19 protein-coding genes are annotated in these 17,995 nt (G+C 64.2%); 10 read left to right on the top strand and 9 right to left on the bottom strand.

Annotation, left to right across the window (positions count from 1 at the left end; all coding sequences use genetic code 11):
* Positions 1-7: 7 nt before the first annotated feature.
* Genes ACOFKW_RS12735 through ACOFKW_RS12720 form a run of 4 tightly spaced genes read right to left on the bottom strand, consistent with a single transcriptional unit; the run spans position 8 to position 3,749 of the window.
* The gene (locus ACOFKW_RS12735) at positions 8-1,843 is read right to left on the bottom strand and encodes a carbamoyltransferase (RefSeq protein WP_419814527.1); all 1,836 of its coding nucleotides are present in this window, start codon (positions 1,841-1,843) and stop codon (positions 8-10) included.
* Between the two features lie 6 nt (positions 1,844-1,849).
* On the bottom strand, positions 1,850-1,999 hold the full coding sequence (locus tag ACOFKW_RS12730; RefSeq protein WP_419814526.1) for a DUF5989 family protein: 150 nt from the start codon (positions 1,997-1,999) through the stop codon (positions 1,850-1,852).
* 14 nt (positions 2,000-2,013) lie between these two features.
* The gene (locus tag ACOFKW_RS12725; protein WP_419814525.1) at positions 2,014-2,442 is read right to left on the bottom strand and encodes an SxtJ family membrane protein; all 429 of its coding nucleotides are present in this window, start codon (positions 2,440-2,442) and stop codon (positions 2,014-2,016) included.
* Entirely contained in the window at positions 2,439-3,749 is a 1,311-nt protein-coding gene (locus tag ACOFKW_RS12720) for a hypothetical protein (RefSeq protein ID WP_419814524.1), read from the bottom strand. Before ACOFKW_RS12720 ends, ACOFKW_RS12725 begins: the two co-directional genes overlap by 4 nt.
* Before the next feature lie 238 nt (positions 3,750-3,987).
* Between ACOFKW_RS12720 and ACOFKW_RS12715 the strand changes: the two genes are divergently transcribed.
* Together ACOFKW_RS12715 and ACOFKW_RS12710 are read left to right on the top strand one after the other, a co-directional pair.
* Positions 3,988-4,614 carry a glutathione S-transferase family protein gene (locus ACOFKW_RS12715; RefSeq protein ID WP_419814523.1) on the top strand — a complete coding sequence of 209 codons (627 nt, stop codon included), beginning with the start codon at positions 3,988-3,990 and terminating at the stop codon, positions 4,612-4,614.
* A 209-nt stretch (positions 4,615-4,823) separates the two neighbouring features.
* Entirely contained in the window at positions 4,824-5,690 is an 867-nt protein-coding gene (locus tag ACOFKW_RS12710; RefSeq protein ID WP_419814522.1) for an alpha/beta fold hydrolase, read from the top strand.
* 285 nt (positions 5,691-5,975) lie between these two features.
* Here ACOFKW_RS12710 and ACOFKW_RS12705 read toward each other — a convergent pair whose 3' ends face one another.
* A complete protein-coding gene (locus ACOFKW_RS12705; RefSeq protein ID WP_419814521.1) occupies positions 5,976-7,295 on the bottom strand; it encodes an acetyl-CoA hydrolase/transferase family protein in 1,320 nt (439 codons plus the stop codon).
* A 62-nt stretch (positions 7,296-7,357) separates the two neighbouring features.
* Between ACOFKW_RS12705 and ACOFKW_RS12700 the strand changes: the two genes are divergently transcribed.
* Together ACOFKW_RS12700 and ACOFKW_RS12695 are read left to right on the top strand one after the other, a co-directional pair.
* Positions 7,358-8,074 carry a hypothetical protein gene (locus ACOFKW_RS12700; RefSeq protein WP_419814520.1) on the top strand — a complete coding sequence of 239 codons (717 nt, stop codon included), beginning with the start codon at positions 7,358-7,360 and terminating at the stop codon, positions 8,072-8,074.
* Positions 8,075-8,230: 156 nt separating this feature from the next.
* Positions 8,231-8,461 carry a hypothetical protein gene (locus tag ACOFKW_RS12695; RefSeq protein ID WP_419814519.1) on the top strand — a complete coding sequence of 77 codons (231 nt, stop codon included), beginning with the start codon at positions 8,231-8,233 and terminating at the stop codon, positions 8,459-8,461.
* Positions 8,462-8,513: 52 nt separating this feature from the next.
* Here ACOFKW_RS12695 and ACOFKW_RS12690 read toward each other — a convergent pair whose 3' ends face one another.
* From ACOFKW_RS12690 to ACOFKW_RS12675, 4 genes are read right to left on the bottom strand one after another with little or no spacing between them, the layout of a single operon-like run.
* Positions 8,514-9,443: a polysaccharide deacetylase family protein gene (locus tag ACOFKW_RS12690; protein WP_419814518.1), complete on the bottom strand. Its 930-nt coding sequence runs from the start codon at positions 9,441-9,443 to the stop codon at positions 8,514-8,516.
* Positions 9,440-10,330, bottom strand: a complete 891-nt coding sequence (locus ACOFKW_RS12685; RefSeq protein WP_419814517.1) for a polysaccharide deacetylase family protein — start codon at positions 10,328-10,330, stop codon at positions 9,440-9,442. The genes ACOFKW_RS12690 and ACOFKW_RS12685 overlap by 4 nt, the downstream gene beginning before the upstream one ends.
* On the bottom strand, positions 10,330-11,010 hold the full coding sequence (locus ACOFKW_RS12680; protein ID WP_419814516.1) for an isochorismatase family protein: 681 nt from the start codon (positions 11,008-11,010) through the stop codon (positions 10,330-10,332). The genes ACOFKW_RS12685 and ACOFKW_RS12680 overlap by 1 nt, the downstream gene beginning before the upstream one ends.
* Positions 11,007-11,963 (bottom strand): hydroxymethylglutaryl-CoA lyase, encoded by a 957-nt coding sequence (locus ACOFKW_RS12675; RefSeq protein WP_419814515.1) that lies wholly within the window; start codon positions 11,961-11,963, stop codon positions 11,007-11,009. Before ACOFKW_RS12675 ends, ACOFKW_RS12680 begins: the two co-directional genes overlap by 4 nt.
* A gap of 94 nt (positions 11,964-12,057) precedes the next feature.
* Between ACOFKW_RS12675 and ACOFKW_RS12670 the strand changes: the two genes are divergently transcribed.
* The 6 genes from ACOFKW_RS12670 (at position 12,058) to ACOFKW_RS12645 (ending at position 17,938) form a co-directional block, all read left to right on the top strand.
* Positions 12,058-13,293, top strand: a complete 1,236-nt coding sequence (locus ACOFKW_RS12670; protein WP_419814514.1) for a CaiB/BaiF CoA transferase family protein — start codon at positions 12,058-12,060, stop codon at positions 13,291-13,293.
* Entirely contained in the window at positions 13,290-14,735 is a 1,446-nt protein-coding gene (locus tag ACOFKW_RS12665) for a 3-isopropylmalate dehydratase large subunit (RefSeq protein WP_419814513.1), read from the top strand. The genes ACOFKW_RS12670 and ACOFKW_RS12665 overlap by 4 nt, the downstream gene beginning before the upstream one ends.
* Positions 14,732-15,346 (top strand): 3-isopropylmalate dehydratase small subunit, encoded by a 615-nt coding sequence (gene leuD, locus ACOFKW_RS12660; protein WP_419814512.1) that lies wholly within the window; start codon positions 14,732-14,734, stop codon positions 15,344-15,346. Before ACOFKW_RS12665 ends, leuD begins: the two co-directional genes overlap by 4 nt.
* An 88-nt stretch (positions 15,347-15,434) precedes the next feature.
* Positions 15,435-16,331 carry a VOC family protein gene (locus ACOFKW_RS12655; RefSeq protein WP_419814511.1) on the top strand — a complete coding sequence of 299 codons (897 nt, stop codon included), beginning with the start codon at positions 15,435-15,437 and terminating at the stop codon, positions 16,329-16,331.
* 29 nt (positions 16,332-16,360) lie between these two features.
* Entirely contained in the window at positions 16,361-17,194 is an 834-nt protein-coding gene (locus tag ACOFKW_RS12650; protein WP_419814510.1) for an alpha/beta fold hydrolase, read from the top strand.
* A gap of 24 nt (positions 17,195-17,218) precedes the next feature.
* Positions 17,219-17,938: a hypothetical protein gene (locus ACOFKW_RS12645; RefSeq protein ID WP_419814509.1), complete on the top strand. Its 720-nt coding sequence runs from the start codon at positions 17,219-17,221 to the stop codon at positions 17,936-17,938.
* Positions 17,939-17,995 lie beyond the last annotated feature (57 nt).

Here is a 17,995-nt window from a genome sequence, read left to right as displayed (position 1 = left end):
GCCGTCCCTAGTCGAGCTCGAAGCGAGCCTTGTAGTCGCACGCCAGCTCAGGGCTCTGCGCCTCCTTGAGCAGCAGGCAGTCACCAACCACCAACCGCTCGATCTCCGTTCCCATGAAGCAGGCAAACGCGTCCTCGGGCGTCGCGACGATCGGCTCGCCACGCACGTTGAAGCTGGTGTTCACGAGTACCGGACAGCCGGTCCGCTGCTTGAACGACGACAGCAGCGCCCAATAGCGGAAATTCGTGTCACGGTGGACGGTCTGGATGCGTGCCGAGTAATCGATGTGCGTGACGGCGGGTATCTCCGAGCGCGCGACGTTGAGCTTGTCGATACCGAACAGGGCGTCTTCGTCCGCCGTCATGCGGTGCCGGCGTTGCTGAACGACATCGCCGACCATGAGCATATACGGGCTGTCGCCATCGAACTCGAACCAGTCTGCAACGTCCTCGCGCAGGATGGACGGCGCGAACGGGCGGAAACTCTCGCGATATTTGACCTTGAGATTGAGCAGCTTCTGCATCGTCGGCGAGCGCGGATCACCGAGGATCGAGCGATTTCCCAGGGCGCGGGGCCCGAACTCCATGCGCCCCTGCATCCAGCCGACGGCCTTGCCTTCTGCCAGCGCATCCGCGGTGTTGCCGGTCAGGACTTCCGGCGCAAGCCGCTCGAACCTTGCACCTGCGGCGGCCAGGCGTGCCTCGATCGCCTCCTGTTCAAAGGCCGGGCCAAGGTAGGCGCCCTGCATCGAATCCTCGCCATCGACGACGACGCGTGGCTGGTCCGCATACTGGTGCCACGCCGCGAGCGCCGCCCCGAGCGCCCCGCCAGCATCGCCTGCGGCAGGCTGCACCCAGATGTCGTCGAAGATGCCGGCGCGGTGCAGCTTGCCATTGGCAACACAGTTGAGCGCCACTCCGCCCGCGAGACAGAGCACGCGCTCGCCGGTAAGGCTGCGAGCGTGGCGTGCCAGCCGCAACACCATCTCCTCGGTGACCTGCTGGATCGACGCGGCAAGGTCCATCTCACGCTGGGTAAGCGATTGCTCCGACCGCCGTGGCGGACCGCCGAACAACCGGTCGAACGCGGGCGAGGTCATGGTCAGCCCGGCGGCATAGTTGAAGTACTGCTGGTCGAGATGGAACGAGCCGTCCTCGCGCAGGTCGATCAGGTTATCGAGGATCGTCCTGGCGAAGCGCGGCTCCCCGTACGGTGCCAGCCCCATCAACTTGTATTCGCCCGAGTTTACCTTGAAGCCGCAATAATAGGTGAAGGCCGAATACAGCAGCCCCAGCGAATGCGGAAACTGGATCTCCTTGAGGATATCGAGCCGATTACCGCTGCCGTGGCCCAGCGAGGTCGTGCACCATTCGCCGACCCCGTCCATCGTCAGCACCGCAGCGCTGCTGAACGGAGAGGGGAAGAACGCGCTCGCGGCATGCGACTGGTGGTGTTCCGTGAACAACAGCGAGCCGTTCCAGCCATCACCACCCGGAAGCAGGCGCAGCGACTTCGCCAGCATGGATTTCTGGAATAGCTTGTCCTTGATCCACAGCGGCATCGCCCGGCGAAACGAGTCGAAACCTTTCGGCGCCAGCGCGAAATAGGTCTCGAGCAGCCGGTCGAACTTGAGGAAGGGTTTCTCGTAGAAGGCGACGTGGTCGACTTGTCCGAGATCGCATCCGGCTGCTTCGAGACAATAGGCGGCCGCTGCCGCTGGAAATCGCGGGTCATGCTTTTTTCGCGTGAAGCGCTCTTCCTGCGCGGCGGCGACGATCCGGCCATCCTCGACCAGCGCGGCGGCGCTGTCATGGTAGAATGCCGAGAGTCCGAGGATGCGCACCGGGCCTCAGAAGATCGAGTAGATGAAGGGCGCGAAGACAGTGCCCTGCGTCATGAGCACCAGCGCACCGAAGACGAACAGCAGGATGAAGACCGGCATCATCCACAGCTTGCGGCGGGCCTTCATGAACAGCAGCAACTCGTGCGCGAATTCCATGGCAGTTTCCCTTCTCAGAATTGGTGGATCATGGTTGCAGGCGCAGGACCGGGAGGCTGGCGCTCGACCCAGTAGCTGCCCGACGCCGGCTTGCGCCGCAGTGCCAGCTGGTCACGGCCACGCAATCGCATCAGCAGCGCCAGTGGCACGAACACGAGCGCAAAGATGACGAGCATGACCAGCGGCGTCATGACCGCCGCCAGCACGACGCCAAGGCGGAGCCAGGCCCGGTTCGGCCATGTCAGCAACCCCGGTGCCACCGCGCCGAGGATGACCAGCACGCCGCCGCAGCCGGCAAGTGCACCGACGACCAGCGCACCCGATCCGGCGTGCCAGCGCACTGCTGCCAGGACGATCAGCACCGCGCCGAGGGTCAGGCCGAACTTGCGGTTCGACGGCCCGGCAATCTCGCCGCTGTCGACAAGACTTTCGTGTGCACTCATAGCCGCTGCCGCTCCGTGATCGCCGCATCGATGGACTTCGCCGCGAGCTCGGCTCCGGTCTCGCCCAGGTGTCCGTCACCGCCGTAAAGGCTGATCGGACTGGGGCTGCGCAGGATAGCCGGCGTCAGGTCGATCATCGGTATGCCGTTTGCCGTGGTCGCCGCCCGCACCTTGTCGCGGACCTGGTCGAAGACGAACTGGCTGGGGAAGAGCCCGATCAGGCGGCTGGTCTGCGGGACATAGGCGAGGACGATCTCGCCGCCCCAACCTGCCGCGATCGCCTTGGCGCGCTTGAGGATGTGGTCGTACTCGGGAAGCTCCGGGGCAGCCTTGGGATAGCCCAGTCCAAGCTGCGTCCAGGTCTGGTGCAGCGCGAGCAGGTTGCGCGGTATGTGCGCGCCTCGAACTACGGCCAGCGCGCCGGGCGGGCGTGTCGCGAACCACTGGCTGAGGATCGGCCGCGTCCGGTCGATCGTCGCCGCCGGCATGATCGCCGGGCCGAAATCGGGTTTGTCTCCCAGTGCCGGCACCAGCCACGGCCGTCGCAGCTCGTGATCGAGGTTTTCCCAGTCGTTGCCTTCGTAGAACACGACGACGACGCGCTTTGGCCGGATGACCGGGCCGAAGCGCCCGAGCATCGCCAGTTCGAGCAACGGTCCAGCGCCGCGAATGCCGATGCCGACCGTGTCGGGATGAGCGGCGCGGAACCGGCCGACAAGATCGCGACCGTCCGGCAGGCATATGCCCTCGACGAACGAGTCCCCCAGGAACATCGTGCCGACCGGGCGATCATAGGCGGTATCGGGGTTCCGGAAGCCATAGCGATCGGCGCGGTAGATGACTTGGTGTCCACCCACGCCGCACAGCAGTACGCGTTCCCCCGGTATGCCGCTGACGATGCCATCCGCCAGCGTCGTGACGCCGAGCAGGCGGCTGAGCTTCTTGGGCGTGCCACTCGGCGGGAGGCCGTGGATGACGCCCTCGGCCTTGATCCGCTCGATATTCGGCGTGGCGATCAGGCCGGAGATCGCCGAGAACGCCGATAGCTGCAGCACGAACTCGAACGCCAGGAGCGCCAGCAGGACGGCGATACCCGCCGAGCCGACCGCGACACGCGTGCCGCGCGACGCAAATATCGCCACCCCGACCAATACTGCGAACAACAGCGCCGGAACTGCGATGTAGCGCAGGAACTGCGGCAGCGCCGTGGCATATTGGTGCGAATTATACAGCGCGAAGACCGCCACCCCCAGCACATAGGCTGCGGGAACCAGGCAGAGCGCCGAGGCGACGCGACCCTTGAGCACGGACCGTGCACTCCGGCGCGAAGGCGTCTGTGTCAGCGCAGCAGTATGCAACCCCGCCCCCCATGCCCCCCGGCAAGACGTAATTAATAGGCCATTTTCGCTTCGAGCAGGCGGGCGCATCGGTATCGGCCCCGACTACCCCAAACGGATGGCGCTGGAAGGACAGTCTGGCCGATGGACCAGGGGCGACAAGGTTCGCTACGGTCGGCGCCTACTCACCCCGGAAAAGGGCCGGTGCATGATAACCGTGTGGGGCGGACAGACCTCGCGATCGATCCGGGTCGCCTGGGTGCTGGAGGAGATGGGGCTGCCCTACCGCGTGCGGCAGGTCGACATGCTGGCCGCCGACCAGGACCCCGAATTCCTGGCAATCAACCCCGCCGACTATATTCCGGCGATGCAGGACGGCGATATCGTCATGGTCGAGTCGATCGCCATCATGGAATATCTGATGGCGCGCTACGGGCCGACGCCACTGGCGCCCCCACCGCACGATCCGGGCTTCCCCGCCTACCAGCAATTCCTGCACCTGGGCGAAGCCGGCCTCGCGACCCTCATGATGCCCGTCGTCGTCAGCCGCTTCCTCGCGCCGGAGGCCGAGCGGGAGAATTGGGGCGCCGCCTGGTGCCTGAAGTCCTTCCAGAAGCGCCTGGCGCTGGTCAGCCGACGGCTCGACCGCTCGCCCTATCTCGCCGGCGAGGATTTCACCGCCGCCGACATCTCGGTAACCTATGCCCTGAACCTGGGACAGAGGAATTGCGGCATCATCCTCGGCGATGCCGAACAGGCGTATCTTGCCCGCACCACCGGCCGCGACGCCTACGAGCGCGCCATGCAGCGGTCGCACGAAGGAACAGGCCGCTAGCTGCACCTCCGCGATCGCACCTTTTCCAACGTCTCCGCAGGCTCTGTGAGCGAGCAGCGCCGAATGCCTCCGCTGTAACAAATTTTGTGATACGATCCATTCGCCGTCCGCAGCGCGGGGTCGTTATCGGCGACACCCGCCGGTGTAGTGGCACTCTCGCCTCGTAGCGTCGCGTACTCACTCGACCAGCTCGCAAGGGGACCTGAACAATGCCATTCCACACCACAAGTGACGGAACGCAGATCTACTACCGCGATTGGGGCAACGGGCAGCCGGTCGTGCTTAGCCATGGCTGGCCACTTACCGGCGACGCCTGGGAGGGACAGATGATGTTTCTCCGCGCCAACGGCTTCCGCGCGATTGCGCATGACAGGCGCGGCAACGGCCGTTCCGATCAGCCCGATTTCGGCAATGACGTCGATACCTGGGCGGACGATCTCGCCGGCCTCATCGAACACCTCGATCTTAAGCAGGTCGTCCTGGTCGGTCATTCGACCGGTGGCGGCGAGGTTGCGCGCTACATCGGCCGGCACGGGACCAGCCGCGTCGCCAAGGTCGTGCTGCTGGATTCGATCGTGCCGCGGATGCTGCAGGCACCCGACAACCCGGCCGGCGTTCCGATCGAAGGCATCGACCAGATCCGGGCCGGAACGCTCGCGAACCGGTCCCAATTCTTCAAGGATGTCGCGACGCCCTTCTTCAGCGCCAACCGCGAAGGCTCCAAGGTCACGCAGGGCATGCGCGACCTGTTCTGGTTCCAGGGCCTGCAGGGCGGCCTCCTTGCTGAATATGAAACGTCCTTCAGCTGGGAGCTCGATTACACCGAGGATGCCCGCCGCATCGACGTGCCGACGCTGGTGATCCACGGCGACGATGATCAGATCGTGCCGATCGACGCCGGCGGCCGCCGCGCGGTCGAGGTCATCCCGAACGCCCGCCTGATCGTCTATCCGGGCGGCAATCACGGCATCGCGATCACCGATCCGGACCGGGTCAACGCCGACCTGCTCGCTTTCCTGAACGAGGCTGCGCCTGTGCAGGAGCCAAGGCCGACCGTGGCGGACGTGACCGACTGACGCCGACATTACCTGCGGCGGGGAGCGAGAAACGGCCGCCCTTCCCGCCGCCGCAACTCCGATTATATGCGATGACTATCTCGCCGAAATCGGACGCAGCTTGACCAACATCGGCCTCATAAAAAAGCGAAGATGGGCACTGTGAACCCTGAATTTCCTCGACGGCGAGGCAGGCTTCAAGTTGTGATTCTTCGATGGGCGGAGGGGAAACGCTTTGGCGACCGTCGCGGCGAATGGCTGGACCATGCAACGTGCCTGAACAGGCCTCTTCCATCGCGGCCCTCTTCACAGGCGGTGGCGGACGCGCATCTGGTGCTCGAGATGTTCCCGGTGTTCCGGCGCTGCGAGGGCGATCAAGGCGCGGGCCCGTTCGACCAGCGTCTTGCCCTTCAGGTCGACCCAGCCGTGTTCGGTCACAACGATGTGCGTGTCGTTGCGCGGCGTGGTGACGGGACCATGAAGTACGGGCACGATGCGGGAGATCGTGCCGTTCGCAGCAGTCGAGTGGCAGGCGATGATCGACCTTCCCCCGCGTGAGGCATACGCGCCACGCACGAAATCCAGCTGACCGCCCGATGCGCTGTATTGCAGGCCGCGGACACTTTCGGAGTTGCACGCACCATCGAGATCGATCTCGAGGGTAGCGTTGACTGACAGCACCTTGTCGTTACGCGCAATGACCGCCGGATCGTTGACGTACTCCACGGGTCGCGCCTCGAGCGTCGGATGTTCGTCCATAAACTCATAAAAGTCGCGGCCGCCCATTGCGAAGGTAAACACGCTTCGGCCGTGATCGATCTGCTTGCGGCTGTTGTCGACGACGCCGGAGCGCATCAGCGCGGCCAGCCCGGGCGTCAACAGCTCGGTGTGGATGCCGAGATTTCGGTGCGAGCCGAGTTTCGCGCAGACCACCTGGGGGATCGCGCCGATGCCCATCTGTAGGCAATCGCCATCCTCGACCAGCCCGGCGATAATCGTCGCGATCGCCAGGTCGGCGGGCCCTGGAACGGCATCGGGCATCTCTTGAAGGGGTACGTGATTCTCGACGACTGCCGTCACATCGGAGACGTGAATCAGGCAATCGCCGGACACCCGCGGCATGTGGCGGTTGACTTCAAGGATGATCCGCGCGCCGCTTCGCGCGACGGACAGGGCATAATCGGTATTGGTGCCGAGGCTGAAATGGCCCGCCTCGTCCATCGGCGAAGTGGTGACGAGCAGGGTATCGACGCGGACCTGCTCACACAGGACACGGGGCACCTGGTGAAACGGCGTCGGCAGCACCTCGACGCAAGGTCGCTCGCCGTTGGCCGCGTCGAGGGTTCGCTCGACAGCGCTGTGAAAGAGGCTGACCGGGCGGATGCGGTCCGACAGATCGGCCTGCAGTACCGTCTCGCCGGCGATACGCGTCGATAGCAGATAATAGAGCGATAGGCCGCCGACCGCCTTGCGCCGCGCACGATCGGCCAAAGCCGACAACAGCGCGGGAGGCTGTGAGACACCCAGGCCCATGGCGATCCTCGATCCATTAGGGATCAAGGCAACGGCGTCGGTCGCCGACATGGATACGATGGCGAGCCGTTCGGCAGCTTTCGGGCTCAACATGGATATCGTCCTGTCCTTTACAATCATGGTCGAGGTCGCCTTGCCTTGGCGAAATACTCAAATTGACGCCGGTCCGCCGGCACGACCAGAACCCCTTATCAGACAAAGCGAAAAGGGACTGGATCGTGTTCGTTGTGTTACTCACCCTGTTTCATGTGCTGGTGCTCGTCTATTGGCTGGGCGGCGATCTCGGTGCGTTCTACACATCCAGCTTCATGACCGATCCCAAACGCTCCGTTGCCGAGCGGATGATGGCGGTGAAGATCCTCAACAACATCGACATGGCGCCGCGCACGATGCTGATCCTGGCGTTTCCGACCGGACTGGCGCTCGCCTCGGCAAAGGGCTGGATCGACCTGCCCGCCTATATTCCTGCAATCGTGGCACTGCTCTTCCTGGGCTGGCTGGCGCTCGCCTGGGCAGTCCATCTTCGGCATGGTGACGGCGGTGCGGTCAAGAAGATCGATCTCGCAATTCGCTATGTGTGCGTGGCGACGTTCGGTCTCTCGGGAGTGGCTGGGCTGGTCGGCCTGCTGACGATCCCCCTCTTCATTGCGCTGAAGCTGTGCCTGCTCGCAGGCTGCGTCGCGCTGGGGCTCGTCGTGAGACGGCAGCTCGTACCGCTTTTTGGCGCGATCCGCGAGATGACCACCAGCGGCCCAACGGCCGGGACCGACGCCATAATCAGGCGCGTGAACGAACAGGCGCGCGTCTCCGTCATCACCATCTGGCTGCTGATCACACTCGCAGCTTATCTCGGTATCGCGACGCCGAACTGACCCGCCATCCAGCATCTGGTCCGCGACAGTAAATGGTCGTCAGCAAGAAATCGCGCGTCTACGGGCCAGCTTCGCGCTTGCCATATTTGTATTATCTTTATATCAAATGGCGGCAACGCGCCGTTCTCTCCGTGGCGCACAGACACGAGAGCGATCATGCATCATCCGGCCCCGCCGCGTTCGAGTAGCTGTCGACCGGTCAACCCCGATCTGGTCGATCGCCTGCAAGCCATGGTGGATCGTCGTACCGACGCTGCGCTGACCGAGCAGTTCGGCATCAGCTATAACACCTGGCGCAAGCTCATCGCCGGCGGGCCGGTCCGAGCCTCGGTGCTCTCCCGGGTTCAGGCGCGCATCGACGGTATCGGTAACGAACCGACGCGTTGAAGTCCGCGGTAACAGGGGATGCGTGCCGTCACCTACCGGACCGCGCTTGCAATCAGTAGATTTGCGCATCCGCCGCTGCCGCGATCTGCGCGCCGGTCGCGAAGCCGTGGCCCGGCTGGCCGGCAAGCCACAGCAGCAGCTCCTCGAACTCCGCCATGCGGTACGGCAGGCCGGTTATGTACGGCGTCAGGTTCAGCGCCAGCATCCGCCCGCTACCGGTGATCGCCGCCTCCTGCGCCAGCCAGGCGAAGGCGTCACGGATTTGCTCGCAATAGCTCGTCATGGACTGCTGCTGGACGTTGAGGACTTGGCGATCGGACAATTCGTGGTTGAGCGGCAGGTTCAGGATCGGTCCGTTTGCAGTCGTCATCCGATACGGCAGATCGTCGTTCACCCAGTCGCAGCAATAGGCGATCCCTGCCTCGGCCAGCAGCGCCGGGGTGTTGAAAGACTGCGAGCGGGCAATGGAAAGCCAGCCCGTCGGACGCGTACCGGTCGCTTGATCGATGTCCGCAAGGCTGGCGGCGATCATCGCGCGCTCTTCCGCCTTGGGCACGCCTGTCGCGATAGTGGCATTCATGTCGGTCGCGTGCGCGATGATCTCGTGTCCGGCAGCCACGATATCGCGCACCAGCGCGGGATATCGCGTGGCGATCGCGCTGTTCATGGCAATGCTGGCCTTCGCACCCGCCTTGTCCAGCGCGTCGAGCAGGCGGTAGACACCGATCCGGTTGCCATAGTCGCGCGATGTATAGTGGCGGTAATCGGGATAGGCCGTCTGCATGTGACCCGGCGCAAGGAACGGCTTGGCCTCGGGCGTGATCGGGAACCATTCGAGATCGATCACGATCCAGGTCAGCACCCGCTCTCCCCCGGGCCACGCCAGCGGCTGGCGTTCGAACAGGTTCGACCAGGGATAAAGGCCATGGTCCATGCCCTTGTGGCGATGGGCATATTTCAAATAGGCAGGATCAAGCGTCATGCCACGGCGCCGCGCTGACCGAGATAATGGTCCGCAATGTCACCGGAGCGGGTGATCCAGGCGCGCCCGTCCGCCGCGATATGGCGCAGCACCTCCTCGAACGGACCGATCCGATGCGGTTGTCCGATGAGATAGCTGTGCAGCGGAATGCACATCACCGTGCCCGACGAGCTACCCTCCTCGGCGAGGCGTTCATACTGCCGGATCAGGGTCTGCGCATATTCGCGCGGGCTCATGTTGTAGATGAAGAAGCCGTAGTGATCGTTGACTTCGAGGCTGTAGGGCATCGAGATCAGCTGACCGCTCCGCGTCGCGACCGGCATCGGCTGATCATCATGATACAGGTCGCAGGTATAGGTCATGCCATATTCGGCGATCAGGTCGAGCGTGCGCGGCGTGTGCGTAAGCGCCGGCGCAAGCCAGCCCCGGATCGTTTGGCCGGTCGCGTCGCGCACCGTCCGGATCGAGTCCTCGATGACGAGCCGCTCCTGCGCCTCATCCATCCCATAGCTGTACCGGGTGTTATAGATGCCGTGCGAGAAGAACTCCCAGCCGAGCCGGTTCGCATTCTCGACCACCTCAGGCACGTGCTGGCACAAGGCGACCGATAGCGAAACCGATCCCTTGAAGCCGTGCTTCTCCATCATCTCGGCCAGTCGCCAATGACCGACGCGGTTGGCGTAGTCGCGGTGCGAATAGCCGACCACGTCAGGGTGCGGCCTGGGCCAGCTTTTGCGATGTGGATTGGCGGGCGGATCGAGTTCGTAGAATTCGAGGTTGGGCGACACCCATACCGCGACCGTCTTGCCGTCCGGCCAGGTGATCTTCGGACGGTCGCGATACGGCAGGTAATCGTAGAGGCCGGGATCGGCTTCGCCCTCACGCATCACCGGCTCTCCAGCCAGTCGTACACGGCCTGGACGGGTTTGACGTCGGCATATTTGATCGCAAGGTCAGTGAGATTGGCGAAATGGAAGCTCTCGTGCTTGTCCGCGCACGTCTCGATCGGGACAATGGTGCGGTAGCCTCGCGAGAGAGAGTCAACCGCCGTTGCGCGCACGCAACCGGAGGTGGAGCCACCCGTCACCACCACCGTATCTACACCATAGAAGACCAGGAGCGACTGGAGCGGCGTCTCGAAAAAGGCGGACGGCATCCGCTTCGTGTAGACAGCGTCCGTGGGATCGATCTCGCAACGCTCGTCGAACGCGTAACGCCGGCTGCCGTATTTGATGTTCTGCAGCGAGTCCGGCGTGTCAGTACGCGTGCCCCAGATCCCGCAGTCCGAACCGTTCTCGGCGTAGGCGACATGCGTCCAGATGACCGGCATCCCCTTGGCCCGGGCCAGGTTGGAGATAGTGTTGGTGTATTCGATCTGGCGCGGGTCGGTTTCATAGGCGGTCGCGAACTCGTCGATCTTCGTATAGGCGCATTGGAAATCGACGTTGACGACCGCGAGCTTTCTGCCGAAACCGAAGTCGACGCGATTAGGCTTCGCGATCGTCTCCTCGAACAACTGGCGGGCGGTCTTGTTATCGCACACCATCTTCGTACCGATGATCGTCATGCCAGCGCATCTTCCTTGAAAGTCTTCCGGGCGGTCGCCGGCGTGAAGCCCAGCGGCAGCCCGGCAAGCGGGGAGAATCCGTACAGCGGCTCGTCCCCTAGGGCGGCCGCAACGCGCTCGCGCACGGCGAACAGCCGCTCGAGGTCGATACCGGTCCTGACGCCCATCGCCTCGAACATGAAGACGAGGTCCTCGGTGACGATATTGCCGCTGGCCCCCGGCGCGAACGGACAGCCGCCGAGCCCGCCGAGCGAGGAGTCGAACGTGGTCAGCCCGGCATCATAGGCGGCCAACACGTTTGCGAGGCCGAGGCCGCGAGTGTTGTGGAGATGGATACCGGTCAGCGCCTCGCGTCCGACGGCAGCCCAAAGCGCCGCGATCATCGCCTTGACCGAGGCGGGATCGGCATAGCCGGTCGTGTCGGCCAGCCCGACCTCATCGCAGCCCGCCGCCATCAGCGCCTCGGCAAGTGCGACGACCTTGGCCCGTGGCACCACGCCCTCGATCGTGCAGCCGAATGCCGTGGACAGGCTGCCTTCAAAATGCGGGCGGCGGTCGGTTGGCAGCGTGCCGATCATCTCGGCGATCTTTCGCGCCTCTTCGAGCACCTGCGCATGCGTCCTGCGCAGGTTTGCGAGACTATGTGATTCGCTGCACGACAGCGGCAGTGTGATCTTGTGCGCGCCCGCTGCGACCGCATCCGCCGCGCCGCGCGCATTAGGAACGAGCACGGCGACCGTCAGCCCCGGAAACTCCCTCGCATAGGCGACGATCTCAGCGGTGTCGGCGAGTTGCGGCAGGAGCTTCGGTGGCACGAAGCTGCCCACCTCGATCTCGGTAATGCCGGCCGCCACGGCGCCTTCGATCCAGGCCTTCTTGGCGTCGGTGTCCATCGTCGCAGCGATGCTCTGCAACCCGTCCCGCGGGCCAACTTCGCTGATCAAAACGTCCATAGGCGACATTCCTACCTTGATCCGAATTGTATTGTCTATATATCAATTGAAACGAGTTTGTCGAGATTGCGGGAGCGGACCGTAGGTGCAGAAAGTGGGCAAACTACCCCTCGCGGGGATCAAGGTTGTCGAGTTCAGTCACATGGTAATGGGGCCGTCGACCGGCACCATTCTCGGCGATCTCGGCGCCGATGTCGTCAAGGTCGAGCCGATCGGTGGCGATCATACACGCCGCCTGCTGGGTTCCGGATCGGGCTATTTCCCGATGTTCAATCGCAACAAGCGCAGCATCTGCATCGATCTGAAAAGTCCCGACGGGCTGGCGGTGGCGACCCGCCTCATCAACGGCGTCGACGTGCTGATCGAGAATTTCCGGCCGGGAGCACTCGAGAAGCTGGGCCTCGGCCCGGACGCCTTCAAGACGAGTAATCCCGGCCTCGTCTACTGCTCGACGCGGGGGTTTCTGACCGGACCATACGGCCACCGTTCGGCACTCGACGAGGTCGCGCAGATGATGGGCGGGCTTGCCTATATGACCGGTCCCTCCGGACGGCCGCTGCGCGCCGGCGCATCAGTCATCGACATCGCGGGCGGCATGTTCGGCGCGATCGGCATTCTGGCCGCGCTGCTCGCCCGCACCCACAGTGGCGACGGCGCCATGGTCCAGTCGTCGCTGTTCGAGACGACCGCGTTCATGGTCGGCCAGCATATGGCGCAGATGGCAGTGACCGGCCAGGCCGCGCGGCCGATGCCCGAGCGGATCTCGGCCTGGGCAATCTATGACGTTTTCGAAACCGCCGATCCAGCCGAATTGCTGTTCGTCGGCGTGGTCAGCGATTCGCAGTGGCAGAGCTTCGTTAAGGCTTTTGACCTTGGCCCGATCGGCAGCGATCCGCGTTTCGCCACCAATAACGAACGCGTGTTGGCGCGTGACATCATCGTGCCTGCGGTTCGCGCGGTCATGGCAGCGCACAGCCGCGCGGCGCTGCTCGATCGACTGGAAGCTGCGGAGGTCGCCTTCGCACCAATCGCCCGACCGGAGGATCTGTTCGACGATCCGCATCTCAACGCGAATGGCGCGCTACTCGACCTGACGCTGAACGACGGGCGGCCTATCCGACTTCCGGCGCTGCCGCTCGAGATAAACGGCGCGATCCCGGGCGTGCGTCGCGACCTTCCCCACCCGGGAGGCGACAGCGAGGCGGTACTGCGCGACTTCGGCTTCACCGATGCCGAGGTCACCGGCCTCCTGCGAAGCCATGCGATCGCATCGACGGCGGTCGCGCCTGCCCTCCAGACCCGCGAAGCAGAGCACAAGCGCGCGTCATGACCTCGGTCGCCAATGATGCAGCGGACCGGCGGCCCAGCACTTTGGCGGGCCTGATCTGGGATGCGCATGTCATCGCAGTCCTTGACGGGGAAACGGACCTGCTCGCGGTCGACCGGCTCCTCCTGCACGAGCGGACAGGCGGCGTGGCGCTGATGAGCCTAGATGCGGCGAACCGCACGGTTGCCGCGCCGGCGCAGGTCTTCGCCACGATGGATCACATCGTCGATACTTTTCCGGGGCGCAGCGACGATACGCTGATGCCCGCGGGCAAGGCCTTCCTGACGACTTTGCGCGAGGGGACACGCAAGCACGGCATCACTCTGTTTGACCTTCACGATCCGCGCCAGGGTATCGTCCACGTCATTTCGCCCGAGCAGGGCATTGTGCTTCCCGGCCTGACGCTCGCCTGCCCGGATAGCCATACCTGCACGCAGGGCGCGTTCGGCGCGCTCGCCTGGGGCATCGGCTCGACCGAGGCGGAACATGCGCTGGCGACGATGACGTTGCGGGTCGAGCGCCCGGACGACATGCGCATCACCATCGAGGGCCGGCTCGGAACGGGCGTCACCGCCAAGGACCTGGCGCTCCACATCATCCGCCATCTGGGCTCCGGCGGCGCGAAGCGGCACATCGTCGAATTTGCCGGCACGACTGTGCGGATGCTCGACATGGAGGGGCGCATGACCCTCTGCAACATGGCTACCGAGCTTGCCGCCTTCGGTGCGATCATCGCGCCTGACGAAACGACCTTCGCCTACCTGGAGGGACGCCCCTATGCTCCGAAGGCCCCGATGTGGGACGCGGCCGTTGCGCACTGGCGGACGCTCGCCACCCAAGACGGCGCGCTGTTCGCAGCGGAGCATCGTTTCGACGCTTCCGAGGTGGCGCCGATGATCACCTGGGGCACCAGCCCGCAGCATAGCGTGCCGCTCGACCAGACTGTCCCGGTGTTCGAGGTCCTGGACGGCACCATCGGCCGCGCCGACTACGACCGCGCACTTGCCTATATGGATGTGGCACCCGGCAGCAGCCTTGGCGGACTGCCGGTCGATGCTGCCTTCATCGGTTCCTGCACGAACAGCCGCATCTCGGACCTGCGCCGCGCGGCTGCGATCCTCAAGGGTCGCCAGGTTGCACCCGGCGTCCGCGCAATCTGCGTGCCGGGCTCGACTAAAGTGAAACGGGATGCGGAGGCCGAAGGGCTCGACGCGATCTTCCGCAAAGCTGGCTTCGAATGGCGGGAAGCGGGCTGCTCGATGTGCTTCTTCGCGGGCGGCGAGAGCTTCGGCGCAAAGCAGCGCGTCGTCAGCTCGACCAACCGCAACTTCGAGAGCCGCCAGGGTCCGGGGACGCGCACCCATATCGCATCGCCGGAGACAGTCGCAGCATCGGCGATTGCCGGCGCGATCGCCGACCCGCGGTACCTGGATCCGCTGCCGTGACGCCGCTCGTCCATCTCGAGAGCATTGCTGCGCCCCTGATGCGCGACAACATCGACACCGATGCGATTATCCCCTCGCGCGAGATCAAGTCGGTGTCGAAGACCGGGCTTGCGGATGGCCTGTTCGCCGGCTGGCGCTATTTGGCGGCGAGCGGCAAGCAGCCCGATCCGGCCTTTGTCCTCAACGATCCGCGTTTCGCAGGTGCCGCGATCCTCGTCACGGGCGCGAACTTCGGTTGCGGCTCCAGTCGTGAACACGCCGTGTGGGCGCTCGCGGAATTCGGTTTTCACGTCATCATCGCGCCGTCGTTCAGCCCGATCTTCCAAGCCAATTGCGTGCGCAACGGCATTGCGCCGGTCGTGCTCCCCCGCGATGTCTGCGTTGCTCTCGCGGAGCTCGCCGCCGAGGGCGCGCAGATTGCCGTCGACCTTGAAGCGATGACGGTATCGGCGGCGGGGCAGCGCTGGACGTTCGTGTTGGACGACGAGCCGCGCGTGATGTTGATGGAGGGCCTCGACGCCATCGAGCTCACCCGCAAGAGGCAGTCGGAGATTACCGCGTTTCGTGCTGCCGATGCACGGCGACGGCCCTGGGCATATCTTCAGAATTGATCCCCACCAGGTGCGAAGGCGCTTGCAATATGTATTATTCTTATATCAAATGAAAATGGACTAGGGACACCGGCGAGAAGGGGCAAGCGTGACGCTTCTGAAATGCGCAACGCACGTGGTGAGCGATGTCGCGGCAGCCGTCGCACGATACGCTCGCGAGCTGGACTACGAGCTGGTCGAGCAAGGCCACCTCACCGATGACCTTGCCGCCTCATGGTCTGCCCCCGCCAGCGCAGGCCGCGCTTTCGCGGTAATGCAGCCGGCATCCCGCACGCCGGTCTTCCTCCGCTTCATCGAGGGCGATCCTGTTCCCGACTATCGGCCGATCAAAACCAGTGGCTGGGCGGCCATCGAAATCTGCGTGCAGGACGTCGAGATCGTCAACCAGCGCATGATGGCGTCCAGGGATTTCGAGATCATCGGCCCGCCCAAGCCGCTCGACGGCTTTCCGACCGTAAAGCCCATGCAGGTTCGCGGCCCGGATCAGGAGACCGTCTACTTGACCGAGATCAAGACCGATGACCCTGCCAGCGGCCTGCCAGTTCCGGCCTCGCTGGTGGATCGGCCGTTCATCCTCGTCCTCGCGTGCCCGGACCTCGACGCGACGATCGCCTGGACGAAAGACGTGCTTGGCCTCGACGTTACCGAGCCGGTCTCGATCCGTTATTCGATGATCCAGCTCGCCTTTGGCCTCGACGCCGAGGAGAAGACGCCGCTCTGCATCGTGCGCTGGAAAGGCCAGACCTTCCTCGAGCTCGACCAGTATCCGGTCAGCGTCACGCCGCGCTCTGCCCACCCCGGTGTGCTGCCGCCCGGTGTCTCGATCGTCACGATGATGCACCCGGATTTCGCGCGGCTGGAGGGACATTGGGCCTCACCCCCGGTCGTGCGCGAGGGCGTGCTCTACGGCGGCCGTCGTACCGGCGTCCTCAAGACCCCCGAAGGCGCACTCCTCGAGATCATCGAAGGCGAGCCCGTCGCCTGAGCGAATATAGGCTAGAAGCAAGGACATCCATGACGACGATCAAGCGAGGCTTCGCGGACCTGCCCCATGGCCAGATGCACTACCGCCATGCCGGCGAGGGCGCGCCGTTGCTCACGCTCCACGCTTCGCCCGGCAGTTCGCGCCAGATGCTGGGGTTGATCGGCGAGTTTGCGAAAAGCCATCGTGTCCTCGCGCCCGATACCCCCGGAAATGGCGACAGTGAGCCGCTGTTCGACCGCGAGCCGACGATCGTCGACCTCGCTATCGCGATGACGAAGTTCCTCGATGCTCTGCAGGTCGAGAAGGTCGATCTCTACGGCTCGCACACCGGCGCGGCGATCGCGTCCGAGCTCGCTATCCTCGCTCCTGACCGGATCAATGCAGTGGTGCTGGATGGCGTCAGCGTCCTGACTCCGGCGGAACTCGAGGAGATTCTCGCCAGATATGCCTTTCCTTTCCCGCCCGATCAGGACGGCATGTATTTGACGCGCATCTTTCAGTTCTGCCGCGACCAATATCTCTTCTATCCCTGGTACGATCGCACTCGCAGCGGTCGCCGCGATAACGGCTTGGGCTCTGCCGCCGACATGCGTGCCTTGCTGCTTGAAGTCTTGAAGGCGAGCGAAACCTATCACTTCAATTATCGTGCTGCATTCAAGTGGGATGCGGGCGAGCGCCTGCCACTCATCACGCGCCCGATACTGCTGACGGCGGCCGAGAACGATCCGCTGCTGGCCAGCACCGAGGCGCTGGCCAGCCTGCTTCCGGGCAGCGGGTACGTGCGGCTGCCGCGCTTCGACGCGCAAGACTTCGCCGCAAAGCGCGCCGCGGCGATCCGCGAATTTCTTGCCGACCATCTCTAGCACTCGAATCCGGAGCACCCGCCCATGATGAAGCACAAAACCATTTCAGGAAAAATTCTTTATACTTCCCGCAAGCCCGGCCGCGAAGGCGAGGAGCGTGGGCGCGAGTTCTTCACTTACACCAAGCACACCGACGGCAGCCGCACCTTGCGCGCGCTGTGCGAGATCGACGAACCCGCTCCGACCGTCTTGCGCGACATCGTCTACAGCCTCGATGCCGACGACATGCCCACTGACTGCTTCGTGCGCCTCACGGTCGGCGATGTGTTCATGGGAGCGGGCCTGTTCCGGGTTGCCGATGGCCATGTCGAATGCGAGAGCTTTGGCCCGACGATTGGGCGCGTCTCGCAGAAAGTCCCGTTCGGTGGCGATTTCGACGGTTTCGGCACGCACCCCATTTCCGGGGACGCCTACATCACCAAGAAGATCGACAAATCGAAGGGGCCACACGGGCGCAAGTTCCGCACGTTCCTCCCCTCGACCGACCATCGCGGCGCCACGCCACCCTTGATCGCCGAAACGAGCCTCAGGCTTGCCTATATCGGTGACGAGACGGTGACGGTGGGAGCAGGCACCTTCGAGGCATCGCACTTCACCTTCACCGATCCCGACGCATCGATGGCGGGCGGCCACCCGAACTATGACGTGTGGGTGACGGCGGACGATGACGCCATTTTCCTCAAGGGCGGCGTCGATGGCTATATGATGACCTGGTACGAGCTGGTCGAACTGAAGCGGGTCTGACGCTTACTAATGGGGAGGGTGGCGGTACAAGCCGCCCTCCCCTTTCTCGTCGAATAT

It is taken from the genome of Glacieibacterium sp., assembly GCF_965200405.1.
GTDB lineage: Bacteria > Pseudomonadota > Alphaproteobacteria > Sphingomonadales > Sphingomonadaceae > Glacieibacterium.
Note: the sequence above shows the minus strand (reverse complement) of the source record. Positions and strands in the feature narration are given on the sequence as shown.

Bases quoted from the DNA above. Each gene is read 5' to 3' on its own strand.
- ACOFKW_RS12730 (WP_419814526.1), bottom strand. From the start codon at position 1,999: ATGGAATTCGCGCACGAGTTGCTGCTGTTCATGAAGGCCCGCCGCAAG.
- ACOFKW_RS12725 (WP_419814525.1), bottom strand. From the start codon at position 2,442: ATGAGTGCACACGAAAGTCTTGTCGACAGCGGCGAGATTGCCGGGCCG.
- ACOFKW_RS12715 (WP_419814523.1), top strand. From the start codon at position 3,988: ATGATAACCGTGTGGGGCGGACAGACCTCGCGATCGATCCGGGTCGCC.
- ACOFKW_RS12710 (WP_419814522.1), top strand. From the start codon at position 4,824: ATGCCATTCCACACCACAAGTGACGGAACGCAGATCTACTACCGCGAT.
- ACOFKW_RS12705 (WP_419814521.1), bottom strand. From the start codon at position 7,295: ATGTTGAGCCCGAAAGCTGCCGAACGGCTCGCCATCGTATCCATGTCG.
- ACOFKW_RS12695 (WP_419814519.1), top strand. From the start codon at position 8,231: ATGCATCATCCGGCCCCGCCGCGTTCGAGTAGCTGTCGACCGGTCAAC.
- ACOFKW_RS12690 (WP_419814518.1), bottom strand. From the start codon at position 9,443: ATGACGCTTGATCCTGCCTATTTGAAATATGCCCATCGCCACAAGGGC.
- ACOFKW_RS12685 (WP_419814517.1), bottom strand. From the start codon at position 10,330: ATGCGTGAGGGCGAAGCCGATCCCGGCCTCTACGATTACCTGCCGTAT.
- ACOFKW_RS12680 (WP_419814516.1), bottom strand. From the start codon at position 11,010: ATGACGATCATCGGTACGAAGATGGTGTGCGATAACAAGACCGCCCGC.
- ACOFKW_RS12675 (WP_419814515.1), bottom strand. From the start codon at position 11,963: ATGGACGTTTTGATCAGCGAAGTTGGCCCGCGGGACGGGTTGCAGAGC.
- ACOFKW_RS12665 (WP_419814513.1), top strand. From the start codon at position 13,290: ATGACCTCGGTCGCCAATGATGCAGCGGACCGGCGGCCCAGCACTTTG.
- ACOFKW_RS12650 (WP_419814510.1), top strand. From the start codon at position 16,361: ATGACGACGATCAAGCGAGGCTTCGCGGACCTGCCCCATGGCCAGATG.
- ACOFKW_RS12645 (WP_419814509.1), top strand. From the start codon at position 17,219: ATGATGAAGCACAAAACCATTTCAGGAAAAATTCTTTATACTTCCCGC.